The sequence below is a fragment of the Streptomyces sp. NPDC057253 genome, assembly GCF_042669125.1.
Classification (GTDB): domain Bacteria; phylum Actinomycetota; class Actinomycetes; order Streptomycetales; family Streptomycetaceae; genus Streptomyces.
The window spans coordinates 1-14,451 of sequence record NZ_JBHUXV010000180.1 but is presented as its reverse complement, the minus strand read 5'-3'; the positions used below and the strand labels follow the sequence as shown (position 1 = coordinate 14,451).

Sequence of the window (14,451 nt, the reverse complement as noted above, 5' to 3'; positions counted from 1 at the left end):
GCTCCCGACCGCCGCGGACCCGGCGGCATGCTCGGCGGCGGTCACCACGGCCCCCTCGGACACCCCGGCGTCACCCGCATCGGCGCCGTCGGCACCTTCGGCGGGCCGTCCGCGGCGCCGCCCGGTACCACCGGAGCCGCCGTCCGCGTCCTCACCGGAGGCCTGCGCCGGCAGGGCCAGGGCCTGTTCCTGCTCCGCCGCCGCCCGGCGCCTGCGCCGCCCGGTGGGCGCGGAGGACTCGTCGGCCTCGGCCACCGGGAGGTCACCGTCGAGGAAGGAGTCGGTGGAGGACCGCCGGGCCCGCCGCCGCCCGCCGCCCTCGGCGGGGGCGTTGTCCACCGGAGCGGACGCGGCCGCCACGGGCGCGGCCTCCAGCGCGGCCGGACCGGGAACCGCGACGGCCCCCGCCCCACCGCCGATGGGCACTTCGAGGACGTACGCGCTGCCGCTCATGCCCGGCACCTCGTGCGTCTGGAGCACACCGCCGTGGGCGCGCACGATCCCGCGCACGATCGGCTCGTGCACCGGGTCGCCCCCGGCGTACGGCCCGCGCACCTCGATGCGTACGCCCTCGCCGCGCTGCGCGGCCGCCACCACGACCGTGTTGTCCATGTAACCGCCCGCGGACACGGGAGCGTTCCCGGTCGCGTCGACGCCGGCGACGTCCGCGATGAGATGGGCGAGCGCAGTCGCGAGGCGCTGGGCGTCGACCTCGGCCTCGATGGGCGGCGCGTGCACGGCGAACTGGACGCGCCCCGGCCCGATGAGCTCGACCGCGCCGTCCACACCGGCGGCGACGACCGCGTCGAGCATGACGTTCGTACGGACGACAGCGTCGGTGCCCGCGTCGAGGCGCTGGTAGCCGAGGACGTTGTCGATGAGGTGGGTGATGCGGGAGTAGCCGGCCGAGAGGTGGTGCAGGACCTGGTTGGCCTCGGGCCACAGCTGTCCGGCGTCGTCGGCGGCGAGCGTGGACAGTTCGCGGCGCAGTTCGTCCAGGGGGCCGCGCAGGGAGCGCCCGAGCAGTGTCAGCAGTTGGTCGTGCCGACCGGCGAGGGCCTCGTAGCGGTCCTTCTCGCGCTCCCCGAGGGCGGCGTACCGCTCCTCGCCGGCGGCGAGTTCCTCGTCGTGCCGCTCCTGGAGCTCCTCCAGCTCGGTGATGTGCTTCTGCCGCAGGGCGGTCAGCTCGGAGGCGTGCTCCTCCTCGATCCGCTCCAGCTCCTCGGCGTGGGCCTTCTCGACGGCGGCCTTCTCGTCGGCGAGGGCGTCGTAGGGCCGGCGGTCGGTGAAGGTGAGCACGGCGCCGACGAGCTGGTCGCCGTCGCGCACGGGTGCGGTCGTCAGGTCGACGGGGACCTTCTCGCCCTTCTTGGACCACAGCACCTGTCCGCGCACCCGGTGCTTGCGCCCGGAGCGCAGGGTGTCGGCGAGCGGCGACTCCTCGTAGGGGAAGGGGGTGCCGTCGGCGCGCGAGTGCAGGATGAGGTCGTGGAGTTCGCGGCCACCGAGGTCGCTGGCCCGGTACCCCAGTATCTGGGCGGCGGCCGGGTTGACGAGCACGATCCGCCCGTCGGTGTCGGTCCCCACGACCCCCTCGGCCGCGGCCCGCAGGATCATCTCCGTCTGCCGCTGGGACCGGGCCAGTTCGGCCTCGGTGTCGACGGTCCCGGTCAGGTCGCGTACGACGAGCATGAGCAGCTCGTCGCCGCTGTAGCCGTAACCGTCGTAGGCCTGCTGGCCGTTCTCCAGGTTGGCGCTGGTGACCTCGACGGGGAACTCGGTGCCGTCGGTCCTCCTGGCCACCATCCGGGTCGGCTTGGTGCGCCCGCGGGGGTCCATGTGGTCGGGCCGGCGCATGGAGCCGGGGATGAGCCGCGAGTCGAACTCGGGCAGCAGATCGAGGAGCCCCCGCCCCACCAGAGCCGTCCCCGGCGCTTCGAACGCCTCCAGCGCGATGGTGTTGGCGTTGACGACTGTTCCATTGGCGTTGACCAGCACCAACGCATCGGGAAGCGCGTCGAGTATGGCTGCGAGGCGAGCAGCGCCTCGGGATGGCCTGCTGCTCACGAGACGCTTCCTCCCTGTTACCGCATCTTGCCGACCGCTCGGGCCATCTTGCCAAGGGGCCCGCGACGTGTCACGCGAGGGAGTCTAAGCGCAGCGGTTGTGCGGGGGTGCCGGATGAGAGGGAGGTCGCACGACGAAGTGAAGTAGAACGTGTGACCGTATCCGGAGGAGGCATCCCGGGGGCTAGGCGACGGGCCGGGTGCCCATGTCGGGGAGGAGCGGCACGAAGCGGTCCCAGCGCGCCGTCTCGCACCCGTTGCTCCGGTCGAACCGGGCGTCCACGGGGCGGCCGGCCCAGGTGCCGGTGACGTGGGCGGTCGCGGGGCCGCCGTAGAGCATGGTGCAGACGCTGCCGTCGGGGACGGGGGCGAAGGTGTCGCGTCCCCAGCGGGTGTTGCGGTCTACAGCGGCGCAGGCGGCGGGGAGGTTGGGGTGGGGGTCCGGCTCGGATGCCTTGCCGAATGCACCGCCGGATCCGCTGCCGGATGCGTTGCCCGGGGGACAGCTCACCTCATAGGTGCCGCTCCGGTCGCCGGCGTCCCGGACGGTGACGGTGAGGTGGTCGCCGCCGGGTGCCGCCGAGGCGTGCGCGGGGGCGAGGGCGGCGAGGAAGAGGGGGAGCGGGCTGAACCGGGCGAGCCGGCGGAACCGGGTGATGTGCGAGGGGCCCGGACTGACGTGTGACCTGACGTGTGACATGCCCTGACTAACGCCGGGCGGCGCCGTACGTTGCGCGGAGGCACTTTGCCCTGCGACCCGCCTGCCTAGTACCGTGGGAACCGATTGGTGACACACCCTGCGACTGTGTCATCATCTGCACGCACCACTCGCGCTCGCGCGAGCGGCTGTGCGGGAGGCGTCGCCTAGTCCGGTCTATGGCGCCGCACTGCTAATGCGGTTTGGGACTTAAATCCCATCGAGGGTTCAAATCCCTCCGCCTCCGCGCAAGATCACCGAAGCCCCGGTCCCCAGGACCGGGGCTTCGTCGTCGTCCCCCACCCCCAGATGGGTGTTTCCGCAGGTCACAAGGGGTACGGCAAACGGATTTCACATGCGAGCGGCAGTCATGTAATGTTCTTCCTGTCGCCGCGAGCGGCCCGAAAGGGCAAGGAACGGCGAGAAAACAGAACAAGCACTCGTAGCTTAACGGATAGAGCATCTGACTACGGATCAGAAGGTTGCAGGTTCGAATCCTGCCGAGTGCACACAGATCAAAGCCCCCTCGGGATCATCCCGGAGGGGGCTTTGTCGTAGAGCCGCTCGACTTGATCGGGCTGGACGACCCTTCGTCGCCGAGCACGCGGATTTCCGTCCGTGTCCCGGTCGACCTGAAAGGCCGAGTGGCTTGCCGGGGCCCGCGAACGGCTGGTCACTGTGCGACGGGTTATCGGGGTCCAGCCCCGCGGCGCCCCGACATCAGTGGGTGGTCAAGGACTCCCCCCTAGACCTCGACGGGATCGTACGTGCCGTCATGGAACTTGAAGGGCTTCACCTCGGTGTCGTACTCGTCGCGTATGTGGCCGCCGTAGCCCGGGTGTGCGACGTGTGGAGCGATCAGTGCGAGCAGGGCGTCGAGGTAGAGCGTGAGGTCGTCGACCCAGTAGGTGCGCACGAACAGCTCCCACTCGTACCGCTCTCCCGATGACGTGCGCTCCTGCACCGTGCGTTGCAGGGACATGAAGTCTCCGCCGGGAAGCCGTCTCTGGCCCGTGAGGAGCAGCGGGTACGGATGGTCGTCCGGGTCCAGATTGTCCGGACCGTCGTCGTCGATCCCCAGGTGCCAGCGCAGGGCTGCCAGAACCCGGGGAGGCGTGTCGTCGCGCAGGAAGCAGGAGAGGACAAGCTCGTAGTGATCACTCATGACGCGCATTGTGTTCGACAGGACTGACAACGGGGCAAGGACGGTGGACGGTCAACTCGTTTGACACGGGCAGGGTGTTGTGAGGTGATCCACGGGCCGGGATTGCTTGCTTGCGGGAGTCGTTTTGTCGTGTGTGGCCATGACGCTTGCCGGTGGGAGCTGATCAAATGACCCACCCTGTCGATCACGAGCTCGTGCAGGCCGCCGCCGAGGTCGCTCGTACGCGCTGCCGGGGTGACAACCACACCGTGGCCGCCGCGGGGCGCGCTCGGGACGGTCGGATCGTCACCGCGGTGAACGCCTATCACTTCACCGGAGGGCCCTGCGCCGAACTGGTCCTCATCGGGGCTGCGGCCGCGCAGGGTGTCTACGAGCTGGACACCATCGTCGCCGTGGGCGACCGCGACCGCGGGATCATTCCTCCGTGCGGCCGGTGCCGGCAGGCCCTGCTCGACTACTTTCCCGGTCTCGGGGTCATCGTCGGTGGCAAGGACCGCATTCGGACCGTTCCCGTCACCGACCTGTTGCCCGAGAGCTACGTCTGGGCCGACCACCAGCTCGACACCGAGTGAATCGGCATCAACTGCGCGATCTCACACCGCACTCGCTGCCAGGCCGCGGAACGCCTCCGTCGTGCGTGGATGGGCGATCTCGTCCAGCAAGTGACGCCAGTCGGGGTCGGCCGCGGTCGGGTGGGCCAGGTCCCAGGCGGTGAGGAGCGGGGCCAGTTCGCTCTCGGAAGCGATCTCGGCCGACGGTACGGACGCGGCGGATGCGACGGACGCGGCGGAGGCGACGGACGCGGCGGACTTGGAGGGCAGCAGCGGGCTCATCGGAGTTCCTTCCCGGAGGAGTTGCGTTGCTTCTACGATGCCGCCGATCCCGGCGCCACGACATGCGGCCCGCCGCCCGATCCGGGGTGGGGACAGCTGTACCCGCGGGGGGTTGCCACCCTCCCCACGAGGCTTCGGCGAGGGCGTTGTCGTACCCCTCTGCGATGGTTGGCCTCATGGGCGAGCTGGTGGATCGGGTGGACGAGGACGACCGGGTCGTCGGGGTGGTGGACCGGGCGGAGGCCATCGAGAAGAAGTGGCTGCACCGGGTCGCGACCACCGTCTGCCGTGATCCGCGCGGCCGGATACTCGTGCACCGGCGGTCGGACGGGATGTCCCGGTTCCCGGGGCAGTACAACTGGCTGATCGGCGGGGCCGCCGAGGCCGGGGAGTCGTGGGAGGAGGCGGCCGTCCGTGAACTCGGCGAGGAGCTGGGGGTGTTCGGGGTGCCGGTGCGGCCCGTCCTGCGGTTCCTGTGCCGGGGGGAGATCAGCCCTTACTGGCTCGGGGTGCACGAAGCCGTCGTGAGCGGGGCGATCGTGCCGGATCCGACGGAGATCGCGTGGTACGGCTGGTTCGGGGAGGAGGAGCTGGTGGAAGCCGTCGCGCGGGGGGAGTTCGTGTCCGACGGGGTGGAGGCTCTGCGGCGGTATCTGAAGTGCGGGCGCGCTTCGGACACCCTCCCCTTCATCAGCAGGCCGTGCTCACCGCCGGGCGGGACAGCTGCGGGCGGGGGAGGGCGGTGGGCCGCATCGCCGGGTGGGGCTTGCGGGTGGTGGTGAAGACGAACAGGCGCAGGACCAGGAAGCGGCCGGTGCCGGCGAGGGCGGAGGCGGTGAGGTAGACCGCCTGTTCCGTGAGCATCGTCGGGGCCGATTGGACCGTGTGGAGCAGGAACATCGCAACGCTGGTGACGGCGTACGCGGCGACCGCCGAGCCGGAGGACTGGAGGTGCCGGCGCAGGCCCGCGCGGCGGCCCGTGCCGAAGGTGAACAGGGCGTGCAGCTCGGTGCACAGGAGCGTGGAGACCACCGTGATCACCGCGTTCGCGACCGCCCACGGAACCGTCATGGCCACCAGCGGCACGGCGAGGCTGGACAGGACACCGACCCCGCCGCCGCAGACGACGAAGCGCACGAAGGAGGCGAGGGGGCCGGGAGCCGCCGGGGACGGGGACGGGGACGGGGACCTCGTGCTGCCGGCCGTCTGCGGCTCCATCGTGGTGTTCCCTCCGGCTCGTCGCGAAGTTCACGGGCTTCGCGATCTGCTCGACCCCCTGCGGATCGGCTGCGATCAACGATGCCGTCGCGCACTCGCCGGATCGATGGAGCACCCTCCCGGATCGGGGGTAGGGCTGGCTGTACCTCCATGGTGGGGACCCCGCCGGTGGGGAACTCCCCCTACTCGCCCTCCGCGTCCTTCGCCCGCAGCTCCTCGATGTACTCCAGCGCCAGGTTCGTCGTACGGCTGAACCAGTCGTGGAGTACGGCGATCTCCTTGGCGGAGTACTCGGCGAAGACGGCGTCGAGGCGGTCGTAGTACGGCTGGTAGAGGGCGATGACCTTGGCCACGGCGTCGGGGCGGGCGGCGACCCGGACGCGGCGGCGGTCGGTGGGGTCGGGGACGCGGGTGACGTAACCGCCGCGTTCGAGGCGGTTGAGGATGCCGGTGACCGCGCCGGTGGTGACGTGGGCGTGCTCGGCGAGGTCGCCCGCGGTGAGGAGGTCCTCGCCGGCCTTCAGGACGCAGGCGAAGGACAGCAGGTCGGTGACGTTCACGCCCAGCCGTTGGGCCATCTCCTGCTGGCCGAGGTGGGCGGTGGCGATGAAGAAGTCCATCGCCTCCAGTGCCTGGGCCGCGGTGGCGGCGGGGCGGGGCTCGGCGGGCATCGGGTTCCTGATTCTCTTAGTATGTGAGAAGTTTCCGCGCTAAATTTCTTAGGAGGTGAGAGAACTGGTCGAGGAGGGTTTGTGAGCGCACATCAGTATGACGAGGGGCACACGGTCGCGGGGTGGACCGGCTTCGGCATCGCGACGGTGGGGACGGCTGTGCTGGGGCTGGGCGTGTGCATGGTCTCCGGTGCGCTGATCGCCGCAGGGCTCGCGGTCACCGCGCTGAGCGTCCTCGTCACCTGGGCCCTGCACCTGTCCGGCTGGGGCAAGCCGCCGGGACGCCGGCCGCGTGCGGAGTGGGGGATGCGGGTGCGGGACACGAGCGCGCGGGAGGGGCATGCGGGGTGTGTCGGGTGCCGGTTGGCGGGGCGGGGAGGACGGCGGAGCACGGCGGTCGGGGCCGTGGTGGGGGCCGCGGCGGAACCGGTCGCCGTGGAGTCGGTGGGCTGAAGCGGCCCGATCGCGACCCCGGTCGACCCCGGTCGTCCCCTGGGCGACCGCCGTTGTCAGTGGTGCCCCCTACTCTCGTGAGGGATGGCACAGGCATGGAAGTGCGCGGGGCTGTGGTGGTCGGCCGACGGACCCGTGCTGCGGTGGGACGGCGGGCGGCGCAGTGCGCTGACCTGGGGGAAGCGGGTGGCCTTCGGGGTCGCTGAGGGGGGTGTGCGGACATGCGTGGGAGCGCGGGGGCATGCGTGTGCGGCGCGGGCCGCGGTGTCGGGGCGGAGCACCGGGGCGCGGTGCGAGGAGTGCGCGCGGCTGGACCGGGCGCACTCGGTGGCCGCCGACACCCTCGCGGACGACCCCCGGCCGTACCGGGTATATCTCGCGTGGTTCGGGCCGGGCATGGTCAAGGTCGGCATCACGGCATACGAACGGGGCTCCGCGCGCCTGCTGGAACAGGGCGCCGTCTGCTTCAGCTGGCTCGGCACCGGCCCGCTCATGGCGGCCAGGCGCACCGAGGAACTGCTGCGGGCCGCGCTCTCGGTGCCGGACCGCGTTCCGTACGGCGACAAGCGGGCCGTACGGTCGTCCCTGCCGGCCTCGGCCGGTGAACGGGCCGCCGAGATCGCGGAGTTGCACGCCCGGGCCCGGACGCTGGGCGGCTGGCCGGAGTCCCTGGAGCGCGCCCCGTACGAACCGGTCGACCATGTCGAGGTCTTCGGCCTCGTGGGGCTGCCCGCCGCCGTGGGCGAGGTGAGCGGGCTCGTGGCGGGCGGGTCGGTGGGCGGTCGGCTCGTCGCGGCAGCCGGTCCCGACCTGCATCTGGAGACGGAGGGCAAGGGGGTCGTCGTCCTGGACACCCGCCTGATGACGGGCTGGGAGCTGGTCCCGGCGGCCGACGGGGCGGAAATCACCGTGCCGCTAAGGGAGTTCAAGGAGGCGCCCGGGGTGCAGGACGGGCTGTTCTGACCGGGGCTGAAGGGGGCTGACCGGGGAGTGGCCCGACGTGAAGAGCCCGCAGCGGCGCCGCAGAACAAGCGATTCCCCAGGCGTTCCCTGAGAGGCGCCTGTGTGTTTCTCAGGGAAATCACAGATTGCCGAAAGGGTGTTCTCAGGGGGCCCCGACATGGTGTTCACCATGACCACGACCTCGCCCCAGGGGCGCACCGAACTGCTGAGGCCGGACGGGAGCCCCGTCCGAGTGCTTGTGGTGGACGACGAGCTGTCGATCACCGAGCTGCTGTCCATGGCCCTGCGCTATGAGGGATGGCAGATCCGGAGTGCGGGAGACGGCATGGGTGCCGTGCAGACCGCGCGGGAGTTCCGGCCGGACGCCGTCGTTCTCGACATGATGCTTCCCGACATGGACGGACTGGCCGTCCTCGGGCGGCTGAGGCGTGAACTGCCGGACGTGCCCGTGCTGTTCCTGACGGCCAAGGACGCCGTCGAGGACCGTATCGCCGGGCTCACCGCCGGTGGTGACGACTACGTCACCAAGCCGTTCAGCCTCGAAGAGGTCGTGGCCCGGCTGCGGGGGCTGATCCGGCGGTCCGGCGCGGCCGACCGGCGGTCCGACTCCGTGCTGGTCGTCGGCGACCTCACGCTCGACGAGGACAGCCACGAGGTCTCGCGGGCCGGGGAGAACATCCACCTCACCGCGACCGAGTTCGAACTCCTGCGGTTCCTGATGCGCAATCCCCGGCGGGTGCTCAGCAAGGCGCAGATCCTGGACCGGGTGTGGTCTTACGACTTCGGCGGGCAGGCCAATGTGGTCGAGCTGTACATCTCGTACCTGCGCCGGAAGATCGACGCGGGACGTGAGCCGATGATCCACACCCGGCGCGGTGCCGGTTACCTGATCAAGCCCGCCGCCTCATGAGCGGGCGACGACGGCCGCGGGCGCAGAAGCGAGCAGGGCGAGCAGGTAAGCCGCGCACGCTGCGGACGCGGCTCGTCGTCGCGTCGGTGGTGCTGATCGCCGTGGTCTGCTCGGTGATCGGCACCGTGACGACTCTGGCGCTGAAGTCCCACCTCTACCAGCAGCTCGACGGCAAGGTGAAGGACGTCGCCATGCGTGCCGTCGGCGGCCGCATGGACGGAAAGCAACCGCCGCTCGGCCAGGGCCAGAACCCGGGCGGCTCCCAGACCTCGACCAGTCCGGTTGACGCGGATGCCTCGACCTCGGCCAGTCAGAAGGCCGCGAAGTTTGTCCGGCAGCCCCCGACGCAGCCGAAGACGATCGCCGCGTACGTGCAGAACGGCAAGATCGCCAGCGCGGCGATCGCCGTGCAGCAGGCCGACAGCAACGGTGTCTTCACGGAGATGAGCGCGGGCAGCCTCAACACCGCGCAGAAGGCCGCCCTCGCTGCCGTGGCGAAGGACAACAGTCCCCACACGGTCGACATCCCGGGGCTCGGCGAGTACCGCGTGCAGTACGTCAAGAACCAGCAGACCGGTGACGCGTACTACGTGGCCCTGCCGACCTCCGAGGTCAACAGCACCGTCAACACCCTGATCCTCGTCGAGGTCAGCGTCACCGCGGCCGGTCTCGGCGCGGCCGTCATCGCCGGTTACGTGCTGGTCGGCCTCGCCACCCGGCCCCTGCGCAAGGTCGCCAACACCGCCACCCGGGTCTCCGAACTGCCGCTCCACACCGGCGAGGTGAACCTCAGCGAGCGGGTGCCGGAGTCGGAGTGCGATCCGCACACCGAGGTCGGCCAGGTCGGCTCCGCGCTGAACAGGATGCTGGACCACGTCCACGGCGCCCTGCACGCCCGGCAGCAGAGCGAGATGCGGGTACGGCAGTTCGTCGCCGACGCCAGTCATGAGCTCAGGACCCCGCTCGCCTCCATCCGCGGGTACGCCGAGCTGACCCGACGCGGCAGGGAAGAGGTCGGCCCCGACACCCGGCACGCGCTGGGCCGTATCGAGTCCGAGGCGGGCCGGATGACGCTGCTCGTGGAGGACCTGCTGCTGCTCGCGCGCCTGGACGCGGGGCGGCCGCTCCAGTTCGAGCAGACCGACCTGATCCCGCTCGTCGTGGACACCATCAGCGACGCCCGCGCGGCCGGCATGGACCACAACTGGCGCCTGGACCTGCCCGACGAACCGGCCCTGGTCTCCGGTGACGCGGCCCGTCTCCAGCAGGTGCTCATCAACCTGCTCGGCAACGCCCGCAAACACACCCCGGAGGGCACGACCGTCACCGCCCGGATCCAGCGGCGCGGCCCCTGGATGTGCGTGGACGTCGAGGACAACGGCCAGGGCATCCCGCCCGACCTGCTCCCGCACGTCTTCGAACGGTTCGCGCGCGGTGACTCCTCGCGCTCCCGTGCCTCCGGCTCCACCGGTCTCGGCCTCGCCATCGTGCAGGCCGTGGCGAGCGCGCACGGCGGTGCCGTGACCGTCGACAGCGTGCCCGGGCGCACTGTCTTCACCATGCACCTGCCCGCGGTCGGCCCCGCGACCCCGCGTCCGGCGCCCGAAACGAACTGGCAATCGCACTCACAGGCACAGCACAGCGCCGCCATATGGGTGCAACAGGGGGCTTGACCAGAGTCGTTCCCATGCGAACCGACTCTTCTCCCGGCACCCTGCCGGCGCGGGAGCACCTCCCGGCCGGCGACGCCGGTACGCCTGTCCTGGACGTAGTGATCCCCGTCTACAACGAGGAGAAGGACCTCCAGCCGTGTGTGCTGAGACTGCACGAGCACCTCAAGCGCACGTTCCCGTACGCGTTCCGCATCACCATCGCGGACAACGCCTCGACGGACACCACTCCCCTGGTGTCGCAGCGGCTGGAGGCGGAGATCCCGGAGGTCCGGGCCTTCCGACTGGAGCAGAAGGGCCGCGGCCGGGCCCTGCGGACCGTCTGGTCCGCCTCGGACGCCCCGGTCCTCGCCTACATGGACGTGGACCTGTCCACCGACCTCAACGCCCTGCTGCCGCTGGTGGCCCCGCTGATCTCGGGCCACTCCGACCTGGCGATCGGCTCCCGGCTCGCCCGCAGCTCCCGGGTCGTGCGCGGCCCGAAGCGCGAGTTCATCTCCCGCGCCTACAACCTGATCCTGCGCGGCTCCCTCCAGGCCCGCTTCTCCGACGCACAGTGCGGCTTCAAGGCCATCCGGCGTGACGTGGCGCAGGTCCTGCTGCCGCTGGTGGAGGACACCGGCTGGTTCTTCGACACCGAGATGCTGGTCATCGCCGAGCGCGCGGGACTTCGTATCCACGAAGTGCCCGTCGACTGGGTCGACGACCCCGACTCCACCGTCCACATCGTCAAGACGGCGACCGAGGACCTGAAGGGGGTGTGGCGGGTGGGCAAGGCCCTTGCCACCGGCGCACTGCCGCTGGACCGGATCGCCCGTCCGTTCGGCGACGACCCGCGCGACCGTGACGTCCAGGACGTGCCGAAGGGGCTGGCCCGCCAGCTCGTCGGGTTCTGTGTCGTGGGCGGTCTGTCGACCCTCTTCTACCTGCTGCTCTACAGCGTCTTCCGGCAGTTCGGCGGCTCCCAGACCGCCAACGCGCTGGCCCTGCTGGTCTCGGCGGTCGCCAACACCGCGGCCAACCGGCGGCTGACCTTCGGGGTGCGCGGGCGGGGCGGCGCCGTCCGCCACCAGGCGCAGGGCCTGGTCGTCTTCGGCATCGGCCTCGCGCTGACCTCCGGCTCCCTCGCCGCGCTCAACGCGGCCAGCAGCGACCCGGCGCACTCCACCGAGCTGGCGGTCCTCATCGCCGCCAACCTCGCGGCGACCGTGCTGCGCTTCCTGCTCTTCCGGGCGTGGGTCTTCCCCGACCGGGACGAGGACCGGTCCCGCTCCACGGTGGTGGCCACCCACACGCCGCCCCCCTCCACACCGTCCTCACCGACCTACGGCACGCAGGAGGCCTACGGCACCCAGCAGTCGTACGGCACGCAGCAGTCGTACGGCACGCCCCAGCCGTACGCCACCCAGGAGCCGTACGCCACCCAGCACCTCCCGCAGCAGCCCTACGCTCCGCTGCCCCAGCGCCCGACGGCGAACCAGCAGCACTCCTGGACGGACGCCACCGTGCACCTTCAGCCGGTGCGCTCGACCGACACCGACCCGAGGAACTCCTGATGACCACGCAGACCGACCATCCGACCCAGCAGGGTTCCGGGTGGGGTCCGGCGGTGACGGCGGCCCCCGAGGCGCCGGTCGTCCCCCCGGCCCCCGAGTCCGGTGAACCCCAGCAGCCCTTCGCGCGCAGACTGTGGCGCGGCCGGCCCGAGGACCCGCGCTGGGCGCGCCCGGCCTTCTGGGGCCTGCTGCTCGCCACCGCGGCGCTCTACTTCTACAACCTGAGCGCCTCCGGCTACGCCAACTCCTTCTACTCGGCGGCCGTCCAGGCCGGCACCAAGAGCTGGAAGGCGATGTTCTTCGGCTCGCTGGACGCGGGCAACGCCATCACCGTCGACAAGCCCTCGGCGTTCCTGTGGCCGATGGAGATCGCGGCCCGGATCTTCGGTCTGAACTCGTGGACGATCCTCGGCCCCGAGGTCCTCATGGGCGTCGGCACCGTCGCAGTCGTCTACGCCTCCGTACGGCGCCGGTTCAGCCCCGGGGCCGGTCTGCTCGCGGGCGCGGTGCTCGCGCTCACCCCCGTCGCGGCGCTGATGTTCCGGTTCAACAACCCGGACGCGATGCTGGCCCTGCTGATGGCGCTGGCCTGCTACTTCGTCGTACGGGCCATCGAGGACGGCCGGACGAAGTGGCTGGTGTGGGCGGGAGTCGCGATCGGCTTCGCGTTCCTCGCGAAGACCCTCCAGGCCTTCCTGATCCTCCCGGCGCTGGCCTTCGTCTACGCGGCGGTCGGCCCGCACACGTGGAAGAAGCGGATCGGTCAACTGGCCCTGGCCACCGTCGCGCTGGTCGTCTCCGCCGGCTGGTGGGTCGCGATCGTCGAGCTGTGGCCCGCTTCCTCCCGCCCCTACATCGGCGGCTCCCAGAACAACTCGTTCCTTGAACTGACCTTCGGCTACAACGGACTCGGCCGGCTCAACGGCGAGGAGACCGGCAGCGTCGGCGGCGGTGGCGGCGGGGGCGGCACCGGCCAGTGGGGCGAGACCGGCTGGAACCGGATGTTCAACTCCGAGATCGGCAGCCAGATCTCCTGGCTGCTGCCGGCCGCGCTGATCCTGCTGGTCGCGGGCCTGGTGGCGACGCGCAAGCTCAAGCGGACCTCCGCGACCCGCGGTTCGTTCCTCGTCTGGGGCGGCTCGCTGCTGATCACCCTGGTGGTCTTCAGCTTCATGGCGGGCATCTTCCACCAGTACTACACGATCGCCCTGGCTCCCTACATCGCCGCCGTGGTCGGCATGGGCGCCGGAATCCTGTGGGAGAAGCGCGCCGAGACGTGGGCCTCGCTCACCCTCGCGGCGGCGGTGGTGGCCGGTGCCGCCTGGGGGTACGTCCTCCTCAACCGCACCCCCGACTACCTGCCCTGGCTCAAGTGGCTGGTCCTGATCGGCGGCCTGGTCGCCGCGCTCGGCCTGGTCTTCGTGGCCAGGCTCGGCAGGCAGCTGGCGCTCGGTGCGGCGGCCCTGGGCATCGTGGCCGCGCTGGCCGGCCCCACGGCGTACACGCTGAGCACGGTGAACTCCGCGCACACCGGGTCCATCCCGACGGCGGGTCCGGCGGGCGCGAGCATGATGGGCTTCGGCGGAGGCGGCGGCCGGGGCGGCGGTCCCGGTGGCGGCGGAGGCGGCATGGGCGGCTTCGGCGGCCAGAACCAGCAGAACGGGAACGGGAACACGCAGGGCCAGCAGGGCCAGGGCCTCCCGGGCGGCGGCACGGGTGGCACCACCGGCGGCTTCGGCGGCGGCATGCCGGGCCAGAACGGCAACGGCAACTCCCAGAACCAGCAGGGCAACGGCACCACCCCCAACCAGCAGGACGGCATGGGCGGCGGCGGTGGCGGCGGAGTCGGCGGCCTGCTCAACGGCGCCTCCGTCTCCTCCGAGGCCAAGAAGCTGCTCCAGGCCGACGCGGACGACTACACCTGGGCGGCGGCCGCGATCGGCGCCCAGAACGCGGCGAGCTACCAGCTGGCCTCCGACGAGTCCGTGATGGCGATCGGCGGCTTCAACGGCACCGACCCGTCCCCGACACTGGCCCAGTTCAAGAAGTACGTGGAGGACGGCAGGATCCACTACTTCATCTCCAGCGGCACCGACGGCGGCATGGGCGGCAGCAGCAGCGGTACGTCCTCGCAGATCACCTCATGGGTCGAGGCCAACTTCAAGAAGGTGACGGTCGGTTCGGCCACCTTCTACGACCTCACCCAGAAGGCGAGCAACTGAGGTAGGGCCTGGGCCGTACAGGGGCGT

At 71.1% G+C, this 14,451-nt stretch carries 14 protein-coding genes and 2 tRNA genes; 10 read left to right on the top strand and 6 right to left on the bottom strand.

Going from position 1 to position 14,451, the window contains the following annotated elements:
* Together ACFULQ_RS45385 and ACFULQ_RS45380 are read right to left on the bottom strand one after the other, a co-directional pair.
* A partial coding sequence (locus ACFULQ_RS45385; RefSeq protein ID WP_383556605.1) for a PAS domain-containing protein occupies positions 1-2,067 on the bottom strand: 2,067 nt, incomplete at its 3' end.
* 183 nt (positions 2,068-2,250) lie between these two features.
* Complete coding sequence (locus ACFULQ_RS45380; RefSeq protein ID WP_383556603.1) at positions 2,251-2,766, bottom strand: hypothetical protein; 516 nt, start codon at positions 2,764-2,766, stop codon at positions 2,251-2,253.
* 153 nt (positions 2,767-2,919) lie between these two features.
* Here ACFULQ_RS45380 and ACFULQ_RS45375 point away from each other — a divergent pair.
* Positions 2,920-3,010 (top strand) — tRNA-Ser (locus tag ACFULQ_RS45375).
* Positions 3,011-3,199: 189 nt separating this feature from the next.
* Positions 3,200-3,272, top strand: a tRNA-Arg gene (locus ACFULQ_RS45370).
* A gap of 236 nt (positions 3,273-3,508) precedes the next feature.
* Here the strand turns inward: ACFULQ_RS45370 and ACFULQ_RS45365 are convergent.
* Complete coding sequence (locus ACFULQ_RS45365) at positions 3,509-3,928, bottom strand: hypothetical protein (RefSeq protein ID WP_383556600.1); 420 nt, start codon at positions 3,926-3,928, stop codon at positions 3,509-3,511.
* A 167-nt stretch (positions 3,929-4,095) separates the two neighbouring features.
* Here ACFULQ_RS45365 and ACFULQ_RS45360 point away from each other — a divergent pair, with 167 nt between their 5' ends.
* Positions 4,096-4,500, top strand: a complete 405-nt coding sequence (locus ACFULQ_RS45360) for a cytidine deaminase family protein (protein WP_383556598.1) — start codon at positions 4,096-4,098, stop codon at positions 4,498-4,500.
* A 21-nt stretch (positions 4,501-4,521) separates the two neighbouring features.
* Here ACFULQ_RS45360 and ACFULQ_RS45355 read toward each other — a convergent pair whose 3' ends face one another.
* Complete coding sequence (locus tag ACFULQ_RS45355; RefSeq protein WP_383556596.1) at positions 4,522-4,761, bottom strand: hypothetical protein; 240 nt, start codon at positions 4,759-4,761, stop codon at positions 4,522-4,524.
* 176 nt (positions 4,762-4,937) lie between these two features.
* Here ACFULQ_RS45355 and ACFULQ_RS45350 point away from each other — a divergent pair, with 176 nt between their 5' ends.
* The gene (locus ACFULQ_RS45350; protein ID WP_383556593.1) at positions 4,938-5,543 is read left to right on the top strand and encodes an NUDIX hydrolase; all 606 of its coding nucleotides are present in this window, start codon (positions 4,938-4,940) and stop codon (positions 5,541-5,543) included.
* On the opposite strand, the gene ACFULQ_RS45345 is transcribed toward ACFULQ_RS45350, so the two are convergent.
* The gene (locus ACFULQ_RS45345) at positions 5,452-5,979 is read right to left on the bottom strand and encodes a hypothetical protein (RefSeq protein ID WP_383556590.1); all 528 of its coding nucleotides are present in this window, start codon (positions 5,977-5,979) and stop codon (positions 5,452-5,454) included. The two genes, ACFULQ_RS45350 and ACFULQ_RS45345, sit on opposite strands and share 92 nt — an antisense overlap.
* Before the next feature lie 182 nt (positions 5,980-6,161).
* Positions 6,162-6,650 (bottom strand): MarR family winged helix-turn-helix transcriptional regulator, encoded by a 489-nt coding sequence (locus ACFULQ_RS45340; protein ID WP_383556588.1) that lies wholly within the window; start codon positions 6,648-6,650, stop codon positions 6,162-6,164.
* Positions 6,651-6,731: 81 nt separating this feature from the next.
* Between ACFULQ_RS45340 and ACFULQ_RS45335 the strand changes: the two genes are divergently transcribed.
* The 6 genes from ACFULQ_RS45335 (at position 6,732) to ACFULQ_RS45310 (ending at position 14,424) form a co-directional block, all read left to right on the top strand.
* The gene (locus ACFULQ_RS45335) at positions 6,732-7,103 is read left to right on the top strand and encodes an HGxxPAAW family protein (RefSeq protein WP_383556585.1); all 372 of its coding nucleotides are present in this window, start codon (positions 6,732-6,734) and stop codon (positions 7,101-7,103) included.
* Between the two features lie 84 nt (positions 7,104-7,187).
* Positions 7,188-8,066 carry a DUF2797 domain-containing protein gene (locus ACFULQ_RS45330; RefSeq protein WP_383556583.1) on the top strand — a complete coding sequence of 293 codons (879 nt, stop codon included), beginning with the start codon at positions 7,188-7,190 and terminating at the stop codon, positions 8,064-8,066.
* Between the two features lie 169 nt (positions 8,067-8,235).
* On the top strand, positions 8,236-8,976 hold the full coding sequence (locus ACFULQ_RS45325; protein WP_330265850.1) for a response regulator transcription factor: 741 nt from the start codon (positions 8,236-8,238) through the stop codon (positions 8,974-8,976).
* Positions 8,973-10,649, top strand: coding sequence for an ATP-binding protein (locus tag ACFULQ_RS45320; RefSeq protein ID WP_383556580.1), 1,677 nt, complete (start codon positions 8,973-8,975; stop codon positions 10,647-10,649). The genes ACFULQ_RS45325 and ACFULQ_RS45320 overlap by 4 nt, the downstream gene beginning before the upstream one ends.
* 14 nt (positions 10,650-10,663) lie before the next feature.
* Positions 10,664-12,202 (top strand): glycosyltransferase, encoded by a 1,539-nt coding sequence (locus tag ACFULQ_RS45315; RefSeq protein WP_383556577.1) that lies wholly within the window; start codon positions 10,664-10,666, stop codon positions 12,200-12,202.
* Positions 12,202-14,424, top strand: coding sequence for a glycosyltransferase family 39 protein (locus ACFULQ_RS45310; RefSeq protein ID WP_383556574.1), 2,223 nt, complete (start codon positions 12,202-12,204; stop codon positions 14,422-14,424). The genes ACFULQ_RS45315 and ACFULQ_RS45310 overlap by 1 nt, the downstream gene beginning before the upstream one ends.
* The last annotated feature ends 27 nt before the right edge of the window (positions 14,425-14,451 follow it).